Consider the following 12,530-nt stretch of genomic DNA (forward strand, 5'->3'; position numbering starts at 1 on the left):
CGGTCTCTCCCGAGCGTCTCAACCGTCTTTCCAGTCCGTCAGGCCGTCTCTCCGACCCGTCAGCACCGCCTCAGCAGCGCCGGTGAAGGGGTATTTACGGATTAGGTCCGGGACCTGCAACCCCCATTTTGAAAAAACTTCACATTTCCCGCTGATTTTTAATGTTAGTTAATGAAAACAATAAATTACCTTAACAAATCAACTTCTCCGGCTCACGTTTGGGCACAGATTTCATAAGAATGAACCGCAAAACTCGGCCCTGAGCCGGAATCGTGAGGTCCTGCAGAAAAGCTTGGCATGCAGAACACCACTGGGCCCTTCAATAAACGCAGGCCGGACCTTCGAGAAAAAGTTGGAGTACATATGAAATTGACTTGGGGTCACAGTTGTTTTTTCGCGCCATTAACGCACTCTCACAAGGAACATGGTATCGCTGCCCGGAAGGACAACGGAACTACCGGTGCTGCGAGAGGTGTGCAAGAAAGCATGGAATACGATTATATCATCGTAGGCGGCGGTTCGGCGGGCGCGGTTCTGGCCAATCGCCTGAGCGAAGATCCGTCCACAAGCGTCTGCCTGCTTGAAGCTGGTGGCGGTGGCAACAGCCTTGTGGTCAGAATGCCAGCAGCTGTTGTCGCCGCACTTCCGGGGCGCCCCAAGATCAACAACTGGGCATTTGAGACGGTCCCCCAACCCGGATTGAACGGACGCAAAGGCTATCAACCTCGCGGCAAGGCACTGGGCGGCTCAAGTGCAATTAACGCAATGCTATATGTAAGAGGTCAGCGGCAGGACTATGACGGCTGGGCTGATCTAGGCTGCGACGGCTGGGATTGGGACAGTGTATTGCCGTATTTCAAACGGGCCGAGAACAATGAGCTCGGTGCAGACAGCGTGCATGGCGACAGTGGGCCGCTGCAGGTTTCGCAGCAGAAAGAACCTCGTCCAGTCACCCGCGCATTCATAGAAGCCGCACAGCAACTCCAACACCGTCCGACGGAAGACTTCAACCGAGGCGATAACGGTGGTGTCGGACTGTACCAGGTTACGCAGTTTCACGACCCGGCAAAGAATGGTGAACGTTGTTCTGCGGCGGCGGGTTATCTGTTCCCAATTACCGACCGCCCAAACTTGACAGTCATCACACATGCTCTTGCAAAAAGGCTGAGCTTTGACGGGAAGCGCACGACTGGCGTTGTATACCGGGCAAGTGGAAAAGACGCAGACACCGCCATTACAGCCAAGCGCGAAGTCCTGCTGTGCGCTGGTGCTTTGAAAACACCGCAATTGCTGCAGGTTTCCGGAGTTGGCGCAGCGTCCGATCTTGAACCGCATGGGCTCGCTGTTCGCCACGAACTGCCAGGTGTGGGAAAGAACTTGCAGGATCACCTGGACTTTGCGTTGACCTTCCGAACCAGAGATACCGACAATTTTGGTATCGGTCTGGCAGGGGCAGCACGGTTGTTGAGGCATTTTCAGCGGTGGCGCAAGACGGGCGTTTCGATGGCGGCCACCCCATTTGCCGAAGGCGCAGCGTTTCTGAAAACTTCACCCGATCTGGAGCGTCCCGACATCCAGCTGCATTTCACAATCGCAATGGTCGATGATCACGCGCGCAAACTGCATTATGGGTATGGATACAGTTGCCATGTCTGTAAGCTGCGGCCGGAAAGCCGGGGAACTGTCGGCTTGCACAGCGCAGATCCTAAGGCGGCGCCAGCAATTGATCCGGCGTTTCTGTCGGATAAACGCGATCTGGACACAATGATCAAAGGCGTGCGGATAACGCGGGATATCCTCAAAGCACCAGCTTTGGCCAAGTACCGACACAAAGAGATGTTCGGCACGGACACCGCTCAAACCGATCAGGATTGGGCGGAGCATATCCGCGCTCGCGCCGACACCATTTATCACCCCGTAGGCACCTGCAAAATGGGTGTGGATGAGATGGCGGTCGTCGACCCCCAACTTCGCGTGAGAGGGCTTGACGGTCTGCGAGTCGTCGACGCCTCGGTGATGCCGACACTGGTGTCGGGCAATACCAACGCGCCCACCATCATGATCGCCGAAAAAGCTGCGGACATGATCAAGGCGGCTGCGGTGTAAATGCCCTACTGGCCTTTCATCAGGGCCTCCAGCCCGACGCGGTAATTGGGATAGATCAGGTCTACGCCCAGTTCATCTTTGATCCGGTTGTTCCGAACACGTTTGTTTTCGTTGTAGAAACTACGCGCCATCGGGGTCAGATCAGCCTCTTCAAACCGAACGGCCGGAGGCAATGGCAAACCCTGTAGCTCGGCCGCGTATCCTATGACATCCTGCGGCGGGACCGGTTCGTCGTCACATACGTTGTACACCCTTCCCGGATTCGATTTTGCCATCGAGATTTCCAGGATCTGCGCAATATCGTCTACATGAATGCGTGAAAACACCTGCCCCTGCTTGATGATGCGCCGCAACCCGCCACGCTTGAGCTTGGAAAACGGCCCGCGACCCGGCCCATAGATACCCGCTAGGCGGAAGATATGAACAGGCAGTCCCGGAATGGCCGACCATTGCTCCTCGGCCAGCATACGCCATCTGCCGCGCTTGGCGGTCGGTGCAGGCGGAGTATCTTCGTCAACCCATTCCCCTTGATGATCACCATAGACTGCCGTTGTAGACAGGTATCCTACCCATTCGAACTGACTGGCCCGCTTGGCGATTTCATCGCCCAGCGCCGCCAACACCGGGTCGCCTTCTTCACTTGGCGCCGTTGAGATCAATAAGTGGGTCACCCCATCAAGCTTCGGTGCTTCGCCCGGCCAGATCAGCGGCTCGGCGCCAGAGGCCCGGATCGCAGCCGCTCCCTCGCGGTCTCGCGTGGTGCCAACAATTTTCCAGCCTTTCGGGGCAAGGATTCGGGACAAGGCCTGAGCGGAATAGCCATGGCCAAATGAAAAGAGCGTCTTGGTCATGATCCTTTGATGATCTGCGCCATGCCGGGATGCAAGCGTCGCATGGACGCACTTGAATCGAATCTTGGATTGCGCCTTTCTGTTAGACATGAGCAAAAAAACACCTGACCTGCATTCGGCCTACGCGCTGAGCTCTCCAGGAGAGAACAAACAACTCTATGCGGAATGGGCCGGGGACTATGATGAGAGTTTCGCGGCGCGCGAAGACTATCAGCTTCACACCCACACAGCGCGGGCGTTTGTCGGGGCGGGTGGTCAGGGTCCCGTTCTGGACGTCGGTGCGGGAACTGGCCTGTGTGGCGCGGTGTTGTCCGGGCTAGGCGTCGGACCGATTGATGCAACCGACATCAGCGCGGAAATGCTGGATCAGGCTATGCGCAAGGACATCTACCGGGACGCAATCGAGGCTGATCTGACACAGGGCATCCCTGTTCCGCGCGACAGCTATTCCGGCATTGTCTCATCCGGCACGTTCACACATGGCCATTTGGGACCCGAAGTGCTGCCCGCCCTGTTGCGCGTGGCTCGGCACGGGGCGCAGTTCGCGTTGTCGATCAATGCACGCCATTTCGAAAAACTGGGTTTTGCGGATGCTCTCAGCGAACTGGAACAGAACCAGATTCGTAACCTGACCTTGCCCGAAGTCCGCATCTATGGTGATCTCGCCGCTGGTCCAAACAAAAATGACACCGCTCTGATCGCTTTGTTCGAACGGGTTTAACCCTGTATGCCCAGTGAACAGACTGAGTTCCCGGTTTTCACGGCTTAGCAATGCCAGCTTTTCAGATCGGGCTTCGGTCAAAGCTGGCTGACTTGTGGAACGGCAGGATCAGGGTCAGGTCGCGTAATCCGAGTCCTCAACATCAAGGATCGCTTTGATCTCCCGCAGATGCGCTTCGGCCTGATCGGGATAGTCATCCAGCTCTTGCGCAGTTTTCTCGGCGATCTCGTCAGACAAGACGCGCAAGGGTAGGCCGGTTTGCAAGGCGCGAATGTAAGTTTCGGCCGCGCGTTCGAAGTAATACAACCGGTTGAACGTATCCGCTGGGTCGCTGCCAATGATCAGAACACCGTGATTGCCCATGATCATAACTTTTTTCTTGGGATCAGACAGCATCCCGGCGCAACGCTCCCCTTCGCTTTCAAAGGCCAGACCTCCGAATTCTTCATCAACCACATAACGGTTGTAGAAGGTTGCCGTGTTCTGATCGATCGGCGGCAATGAGCTGTCGGCCAATGAGGCCAGAACAGTCGCAAAGATCGAATGCACATGCATGATGCAACGCGCATGAGGACAGTGGCGGTGGATAGAACCATGCAGCCCCCAGGCTGTCGGGTCCGGCGCACCAGGCTGTTTCATCACATTCGGATCGTTGGCATCCAGCAGCAACAGATCCGAGGCACGAATGCGCGAGAAGTGCACCTGATTGGGGTTCATCAGAAACTGCGTGCCGTCATCATTCACAGCCAGACTGAAATGGTTGGCAACCGCCTCATGCATATTCAGTTTGGCCGTCCAGCGGAAAGTGGCGGCCATATCCACACGCTCGGACCAATGATCGATATTGGGACGAAGGCTGGTGAGGCTCATGGTTTGGCTCCTTTCGCGGCTGTTCCTGCCCAAACCTGCATAGGGTCTGGTAGTTTGACCAACGAAAAAAACACAACTATCCCATTAGCTGAACTTATGCCGAGGTTATGTAGATGCAAAACAAGCTTCCTCCGCTTGGCTGGTTGCGCACTTTCGAGGCCGCCGCGCGCCATCTTTCCTTTACCGGCGCGGCGCGGGATCTGAACATGACACAAAGCGCCGTCAGCCAGCAGATCAAATCCCTGGAAGGGCATCTGGGGCAGCCATTGTTTCTGCGCCGGCCCAGAGCGTTGGAACTGACCGAGGCCGGAATCACCTATCTGCCGGTTGTGCGAGAGGCCTTCCGGACGCTTGTGCGCGGAACCCAGGCAGTTACTGGTGCGCAACAGAACGCGGTTCAAGTGCAATGCAACATCAGTTTTGCCGTCAACTGGCTGGCCCCGCGCCTTCCGGTATTTCGGGCGGAATATCCGGATGTACAGCTGAACATCTTCACCGAGCTTTGGGAACCGCGTGAAATGGCGGAAGGCGCGGCGGTCGAGATTCGGTTTTCTCTTCGTCCGTCGGATACCGCCCGAACCGAGATACTGCGCACTGAACACTACTATCCGGTCTGTGCCCCTGGATATCAGGTGTGTTTGGAGGACCTTCAGGAAAAACCGCTGTTCGATTGCTCCAACCTGTTGTCGAACTGGGCGAATTGGGCGGAAGATCAGGGTCTAACCTGGACAAATCCGTCAGTAACTTACGCAACGACCTATCTGGTTTGCCTGTCAGCTGTAATGGCTGGAGGCGGCCTGTGCCTGGCTCACGACACTATCGCAAGTCATCTGATTGACCGCGGACAGCTGATCGCACCGTTTGAGCACCGCGTTCGAATGCCAGAGTCCTATTACCTGCTGTTGTCTCCGCAGGCCGAAGATACGCCCGGAGCCGTGGCCTTTGCGGATTGGGTGAAACGCGAAATCGGGTCTGTTGCGTAAACAGACTTACGCCCGGACAGAAGGCCGCAACCAGAACATGTGACGATTTCATAACAACGAAGAACCGGGGTTGCACCCGCTGTCGCATTCGTGAAAGTTGAGCCATGGAATACACACCCTTCCCGAGCTGGCCCGATGTCGCCCCCAAATTGATCGCAGTTGCAGCCGGACGTGAGGCCGCAGATACGATCATTCAGGGTGGAATCTGGGTAAACGTGCACAGCCGCGAATTGCTGCCGGATCATTCTGTGGCGATTGCTGCCGGACGAATTGCATTTGTCGGACCGGATGCTTCGCATTGCATAGGTCCGGATACAGAGATCATCGAGGCGCAAGGGCGCTACATTCTGCCGGGCCTGTGCGACGCGCATATGCACATCGAATCCGGCATGCTGACCCCGGCCGAATTCGCCCGTGCTGTCATACCGCACGGTACGACCAGCATGTTCACCGACCCACATGAGATCGCCAACGTTCTGGGTCTGGATGGTGTACGCATGATGCATGACGAAGCCATGATGCAGCCAGTCAGTATTTTCACCCAGATGCCGTCCTGCGCCCCATCCGCGCCGGGATTGGAGACGACGGGCTATGAAATCACTCCCGAGGATGTGGCCGAGGCGATGAACTGGCCCGGTATCATCGGACTGGGTGAGATGATGAATTTCCCCGGGGTTATTCATGGTGATTCCAAGATGCTGGCCGAGATTGCAGCCACTCAGCGGGCGGGAAAAACCGTTGGTGGGCACTACGCTTCGCCTGATTTGGGTCCTGATTTCGCGGCTTACGTGGCGGGCGGCCCAGCGGATGATCACGAAGGCACGTGCGAAGCCGACGCCGTAGCACGCGTACGGCAGGGAATGCGATCCATGATGCGGCTGGGCTCGGCCTGGTATGACGTGGAAAGCCAAATCACTGCCGTGACCGAAAAAGGGCTGGATCCACGCAATTTCATTCTGTGCACGGATGACTGTCACTCTGGCACATTAGTAAACGACGGCCATATGAACCGTGTCGTACGCCATGCCATTTCTTGCGGATGTGACCCTCTGATCGCTCTGCAAATGGCAACGATCAACACGGCCACACATTTCGGGCTGGAGCGGGATATCGGATCCGTCACTCCGGGGCGGAGAGCAGACATCATCCTCAGCTCGGATCTGACCGAGCTGCCAATTGAGATGGTGATTGCCCGCGGGAAAGTGGTTGCAGAGGACGGTGAAATAAAGGTGGATTGCCCGCATCTGAACTGGCCAGAAAAAGCGCGCAACACCGTTCATCTGGGGCATGAACTGACCTCGGCCGATTTTGAGATCAAAGCACCGGAAGGGGCCAACAAAGTTCAGGCCAATGTGATCGGCGTGGTGGAAAACCAGGCGCCGACCAGGGCGTTGAAAGCCGAATTGCCGATTATTGGCGGTCTGGTCGAAGGCGAAGGTGAGGTGTGTCAGATTGCTCTGGTAGAACGGCACCGGGCCACCGGGGGCGTCACCAACGCCTTTGTTTCGGGCTTTGGCTATCAGGGGAAAATGGCCATGGCCTCAACCGTGGCGCATGACAGTCACCACATGATCGTTGTCGGAACGGATCGGGATCAGATGGCGCTGGCCGCGAACCGTCTGGCCGAAGTGGGCGGTGGCATCACCCTTTTCCGCGACGGGCAGGAGTTGGCACTGGTCGAATTGCCTATTGCCGGCCTCATGTCTGACAGTCCCGCCGCCGAGGTTGCGGCCAAGGCCGGCAAGATGATGCAGGCCATGCAGGACTGTGGCTGTCATCTGAACAACGCGTATATGCAGCATTCGCTATTGGCGCTGGTCGTGATTCCGGAGCTTCGAATCTCGGATCTCGGGCTGATCGACGTACGCACATTTGAGAAAATCGATCTTCTGGAACCTTTGGCATGACGACAATCCTGACCCCCGAAGCACCCGCGCCAGAGCAGTTTACCGATCCCGCCGCTGCCGTTGCACGGTTGGAAGAGCTTTACACGCAAGCAACCGATTTCTTGTGCGACAGCTTCTCAGACGCTATCGGAAGCGGAGCACCTGCAGCGCGGTACAGAGCCTATTACCCGGAAATTCGCATCAAAACCTCGACCTACGCCCAAGTCGACAGCCGCCTGAGCTTTGGTCATGTGTCCGAACCCGGGGTTCATGCCACGACCGTGACGCGCCCGGATTTGTTCAGATCCTATCTGATCCAACAGATTGCCCTGTTGATCAAGAACCATGGCCAGCCTGTGACCATTGCGGCATCGGACACACCGATTCCGGTGCATTTCGCTGTGGCAAACAATTCCGATCTGGTCGTACCTCATCAGGGGGCAGCTGACTTTACCCTCCGCGATGTGTTTGACGTTCCGGATTTGACCACAACTAACGATGACATCGTCAACGGCGTGCATGATCATGAGGATACTGTTGGCCCCTTGTCCCTTTTTACCGCGCAGCGCGTCGACTATTCGCTTGCGAGACTGGCACATTACACCGCCACGGATGCAGGTCATTTTCAGAATCATGTACTGTTCACAAACTACCAGTTCTATGTTTCCGAATTCGAAAACTACGCCCGGGCGCAATTGGCCGACCCCGCCAGCGGTTACACAAGTTTCGTTTCGACCGGGAACGCCGAGATCACTGACCCCGAAGCCGCTATCGACCAACCGTTGAAACTGCCTCAAATGCCGACATATCACCTGAAGCGCGAAGATGGTTCTGGGATTACTTTGGTAAACATTGGCGTCGGTCCATCCAATGCAAAAACCGCCACTGACCATATTGCGGTTCTGCGCCCGCACGCGTGGCTGATGGTTGGCCATTGCGCAGGGCTGCGCAATACGCAGGCGTTAGGTGATTTTGTTCTGGCCCATGCTTATCTGCGCGAAGACAAAGTTCTGGATGACGATCTGCCGGTCTGGGTACCGATCCCGCCTCTGGCCGAAGTTCAGGTGGCGCTGGAACGCGCGGTGGCCGAGGTGACCGAACTGGAAGGATATGAACTGAAGCGGATCATGCGGACGGGAACCGTGGCCTCGGTCGACAACCGCAACTGGGAGTTGCGCGATCAGTCCGGACCAGTCCAGCGGCTGAGCCAGTCCCGGGCGATTGCGCTGGATATGGAAAGTGCCACCATTGCCGCGAACGGCTATCGCTTCCGTGTTCCTTATGGCACTTTACTATGTGTTTCGGACAAACCTCTGCACGGAGAGCTAAAGCTGCCGGGTATGGCTTCTTCCTTCTATACCACTCAGGTTAGTCGGCATCTGGCCATCGGGATCAAGGCGATGGAGCACCTGCGCGGCATGCCATTAGAGCGCTTGCACAGCCGGAAATTGCGCTCGTTCGACGAAACAGCCTTTCTCTGACGCAAAAAAGCAACGTTTTCCCCATATTTTTAGGGGTTTCAGCGCTACTATTCGTTGTGTTTGGCCACAATATCCCGTTACAGTTACGCGGTGAGGCCCTATAGATCGGGCACGTTAAGGAGACCAAGAAATGGCAAAGCCTATGACTAAGACTCAGCTGGTTGCTGCTCTCGCTGAGGAAATGGGAACCGACAAGAAATCCGCGAACGCGGCGCTGGAGGCCATGACCGGCCTGATCACCCGCGAAGTTTCGGCCGGTGGCGCAGTGACCCTGCCCGGCGTCGGCAAAATCTACTGCCGCGAGCGCCCCGAGCGTCAGGTTCGCAACCCGGCCACTGGTGAGACCTTCACCAAGGAAGCCGACAAGGTTGTGAAGATGACCATCGCGAAGGCTCTGAAGGACAGCGTGAACGGCTGATTTCAGTCTTGACCGCAAAGTGATTGAGGGCCGCCGTTTTGGGGGCCCTTTTTCTTTGCCACACCAATTCAAGCTCCCCAACCGGATGATGGTCACAGACCAATTGCGCTCACGCCACTGACACTGTGGCAGATCATCTTTACGGACACACGCATCAAACAAGATGCTATAGGGGTAACGCCATCTTACGGGTTCACAGGACGGAAAGGGATTCATTTGACCGCCAACTGTGAGTTTGAGACCAAGAGACTAAGGGTCCAAGCCTGGAAACCTTCAATGTTGCCTTCCATCGACGCGGGTGCATTCTACAGAGAACTGTCGCTGATACTTACGCCAGCGGTGCTAGAGAACCTGCCCGAAGTTTTGCACCTCTCGGACACCGAGAACGCCGCCAAGGACTGGCTGCAAGAAAGGGTGGCGGAAAGTGATCTGCAAACCATCCGGGACAGCAACGGAGTACTGATCGGCCTTCTGATCCTGGCTCAGCTTCCAGAGAACGAAGACATGACAACCGTACATGTTGGATATCTGTTTTGCGAAGACGCTTGGGGACAGGGATACGCGACTGAACTCATTTCCGGTTTGATCGGTTGGTACCGGGATACCAGGATCTCGGTCCAGCTTGTTGGTGGAGTCGAAAAAGGGAACAGCGCGTCAGCGAGGGTATTGCAAAAGAATGGCTTCGAAAGGATGAGGGCTCAATCTGACCCAGAGATCGTCATGTTCAGAAGACAAATAACTAAGCACCCTTGACGCCATCCTTTGGCGTTGGCTCAAACCATCATTGTCAGAGGACGACACGGCTGGGTTGAGGATCGGGCTGATACACCACTCTGGCAACCATCCAATTCGCAAAACGGGCGCCTACATGGGCGCCCGTTCGCATTCTGCAACTGTTTAATCAGTGAACCGTCTCAACCTTGTGGAAGTCCAGATCACGGTCTTCAGGCATTGAGTCGATACTCATCACCTCTTGGCGTTTGGTGATCAGGATATAGACCACGCAAGCCAGATACAGGCCGACAACAATAGCCCCGATCCACTGGATCTGCAGCCATTGGCTCTGGAACAGCAGGGTCAGCACGAACAGCAGCGCAACGTTACCAGCCACGTAAACCGCTTTGCCAAACCGTTCGACCGTCATGTTCAGGTTGTCGGTGTAGAGACGGATCAGCGAGTCCAGCGAGTTGATCACAAACGTCACGCCCACAATCACCATCGCGATGTTGGTGATGCCCGCGGTGCTGATGCCGTTCAGGTGGTAGTAGTAGAGAACGGTGAACCAGATCCCCAGCGGGATCGACGGGAAGATCAGCAGGGCCGCCAGAAGCTGCCATGTTGTCAGACCGCCCACAAAGCGCGATGTGAACTGACCGATCATGATCGACCACGCGAACCACCAGAACAGGTAGAAGGCGTGATAGTCGGTCAGCGGCAAAACGAACTTGTGCAGATTCCCGAAATAGGCACCGATATTGCTGCCGGTTTCCACGAAGCCAGTCACGCCCATGCCTGTTGCTGCCCACATGCCGAGGATCAGCGCCAGGAACAGAAAGGTCGACCCTACCGACAGGATGCGCACATATTTCAGGTCGGTCGAGGAATAAGCCGCTGCCAGAATGACCACGAACACGATGATGTAGAAGGTCGTTACGACGGATTCACCGTCTCCAACCTCAGGCAGGTAGCCGGGCAAGTAGATCAGGAACAGGCTGGCAGTGAAGGCGCAGGTGCCGATGATAACGACGTTATTGATCAGCTTGACCAACGGAATCTCAAAGAACTTCACGCGTGGCTCGATCACGCAGAAGTAGAAGGCCGTCAGGAAATAGAACGCCCAGATCAGGAAGCCCCAGAATCCGAATTCGATCGCCAGCGGATTCGCGAAGGCATAAGCCGGGTCCTCGGCGTATCCGCCAAACTCAGTCAGTGGGAACATGATCAGGCCAACATCCAGACCGGACGTGAACAGAATCGCGATGAACGTGAACAGATGAACCGGTGTCACGCCAACGCAGCGCAGGTTCCACCATTTTACGACGAAGAAAGCGACCAGGCCCAATGCCAGCAGGACGCCGAAAGATAGAATGTACTCCAGAAGCACCGACAAACCTCCCTTGATATGTCAGATCCCGATGGCGATATCTTTAATTGGCCAGTCAATCAATAAAAACATACTCAATACTTTTCTTGCATCACGCATGTGTCTTTTTTGACGCGCACCGCTTGCGACCCATAAGAAAATCAGGGACAGTCCGCGCGAAGTGACAGGGGGTCTCCATGGATCTGCGCGCCATAGCCATTGGGCTGACATTTGCCCTGATTTGGTCATCTGCCTTTACATCGGCGCGGATCATTGTGGCGGATGCCTCTCCTTTGTTTTCGCTGGCTTTACGGTTTCTGATCTCTGGTATTCTGGGCGTCATGATTGCAAGGGCGATGGGGCAAAGCTGGAACCTGACCCGAAATCAATGGCGTGCCACAATACTGTTCGGAATCTGCCAAAATGCCCTTTATTTGGGTCTGAATTTCTATGCGATGCAAACGGTCGAAGCCTCGGTCGCGGCCATTATCGCGTCCACAATGCCGCTGCTGGTGGCGTTGGCCGGATGGTTGATTTTCAAGGAAAAGCTGCGCCCACTTGGCATACTGGGATTATTCGCAGGTTTCGCCGGAGTCGCCCTTATCATGAGCAGCCGGATCAGCGCGGGTGTCGACATGTTCGGCGTCGCGCTTTGCGGTGCAGGCGCCCTTGCCTTGACCTTCGCAACGTTGGCGGTTCGCGGTGCGACGTCCGGGGGCAATTTCATGATGGTCGTGGGTCTTCAAATGCTGGTGGGATCGGCCGCGCTGTTCGTGGCCGCGCCGATCTTTGAAACAATCTACATCCACCCGACGCTTCCACTGGCACTGGCGTTTACCTATACGACCCTGTTCCCTGGATTGCTGGCCACGCTGATCTGGTTCCTGCTTCTGGACCGAATTGGTGCCATCCGGGCAGCCACCTTCCACTTCCTGAACCCTGTGTTCGGGGTCGCAATCGCGGCGATTCTGCTGGGCGAAAAGCTAGGCGCAATGGATGCGGTCGGCGTTGCTGTCACAACCCTCGGAATTCTCGCGGTCCAACTCTCACGTCAGCCCGCACGGGGTCAAAAGGTTTCGACATAAGGCGAAGGCGCCTGGTATTCACTTGCACGACTGCGAGAGCGAGTTG

Annotated in this window: 11 protein-coding genes; 8 read left to right on the top strand and 3 right to left on the bottom strand. The window is 56.1% G+C overall.

The features are described from left to right. The first annotated feature begins 486 nt into the window (after positions 1-486). Positions 487-2,106 (top strand): GMC family oxidoreductase, encoded by a 1,620-nt coding sequence (locus tag ACR0K5_RS23380; protein WP_480631942.1) that lies wholly within the window; start codon positions 487-489, stop codon positions 2,104-2,106. A 5-nt stretch (positions 2,107-2,111) separates the two neighbouring features. On the opposite strand, the gene ACR0K5_RS23385 is transcribed toward ACR0K5_RS23380, so the two are convergent. Continuing rightward, positions 2,112-2,957, bottom strand: a complete 846-nt coding sequence (locus ACR0K5_RS23385; RefSeq protein WP_480631943.1) for an SDR family oxidoreductase — start codon at positions 2,955-2,957, stop codon at positions 2,112-2,114. 88 nt (positions 2,958-3,045) lie between these two features. Here ACR0K5_RS23385 and ACR0K5_RS23390 point away from each other — a divergent pair, with 88 nt between their 5' ends. Continuing rightward, the gene (locus ACR0K5_RS23390; RefSeq protein WP_480631944.1) at positions 3,046-3,678 is read left to right on the top strand and encodes a class I SAM-dependent DNA methyltransferase; all 633 of its coding nucleotides are present in this window, start codon (positions 3,046-3,048) and stop codon (positions 3,676-3,678) included. A gap of 114 nt (positions 3,679-3,792) precedes the next feature. On the opposite strand, the gene ACR0K5_RS23395 is transcribed toward ACR0K5_RS23390, so the two are convergent. Continuing rightward, complete coding sequence (locus tag ACR0K5_RS23395; RefSeq protein WP_480631945.1) at positions 3,793-4,548, bottom strand: class II aldolase and adducin N-terminal domain-containing protein; 756 nt, start codon at positions 4,546-4,548, stop codon at positions 3,793-3,795. A 113-nt stretch (positions 4,549-4,661) separates the two neighbouring features. Here ACR0K5_RS23395 and ACR0K5_RS23400 point away from each other — a divergent pair, with 113 nt between their 5' ends. The 5 genes from ACR0K5_RS23400 to ACR0K5_RS23420 all read left to right on the top strand — a co-directional run bounded on the left by ACR0K5_RS23400 (position 4,662) and on the right by ACR0K5_RS23420 (position 10,069). Beyond that, entirely contained in the window at positions 4,662-5,531 is an 870-nt protein-coding gene (locus ACR0K5_RS23400; protein ID WP_480631946.1) for a LysR family transcriptional regulator, read from the top strand. Positions 5,532-5,635: 104 nt separating this feature from the next. After that, on the top strand, positions 5,636-7,438 hold the full coding sequence (gene ade, locus ACR0K5_RS23405) for an adenine deaminase (RefSeq protein WP_480631947.1): 1,803 nt from the start codon (positions 5,636-5,638) through the stop codon (positions 7,436-7,438). Continuing rightward, positions 7,435-8,898 carry an AMP nucleosidase gene (locus ACR0K5_RS23410; RefSeq protein ID WP_480631948.1) on the top strand — a complete coding sequence of 488 codons (1,464 nt, stop codon included), beginning with the start codon at positions 7,435-7,437 and terminating at the stop codon, positions 8,896-8,898. The genes ade and ACR0K5_RS23410 overlap by 4 nt, the downstream gene beginning before the upstream one ends. A 130-nt stretch (positions 8,899-9,028) precedes the next feature. Next, on the top strand, positions 9,029-9,316 hold the full coding sequence (locus tag ACR0K5_RS23415; protein ID WP_480631949.1) for an HU family DNA-binding protein: 288 nt from the start codon (positions 9,029-9,031) through the stop codon (positions 9,314-9,316). 276 nt (positions 9,317-9,592) lie between these two features. Beyond that, positions 9,593-10,069, top strand: a complete 477-nt coding sequence (locus ACR0K5_RS23420) for a GNAT family N-acetyltransferase (RefSeq protein ID WP_480631950.1) — start codon at positions 9,593-9,595, stop codon at positions 10,067-10,069. 148 nt (positions 10,070-10,217) lie between these two features. Here ACR0K5_RS23420 and ACR0K5_RS23425 read toward each other — a convergent pair whose 3' ends face one another. Further along, entirely contained in the window at positions 10,218-11,414 is a 1,197-nt protein-coding gene (locus ACR0K5_RS23425; protein WP_480631974.1) for a BCCT family transporter, read from the bottom strand. Between the two features lie 182 nt (positions 11,415-11,596). Here ACR0K5_RS23425 and ACR0K5_RS23430 point away from each other — a divergent pair, with 182 nt between their 5' ends. Beyond that, on the top strand, positions 11,597-12,484 hold the full coding sequence (locus tag ACR0K5_RS23430; protein ID WP_480631951.1) for a DMT family transporter: 888 nt from the start codon (positions 11,597-11,599) through the stop codon (positions 12,482-12,484). Positions 12,485-12,530 lie beyond the last annotated feature (46 nt).

It is taken from the genome of Ruegeria sp. AB9, from assembly GCF_056542585.1.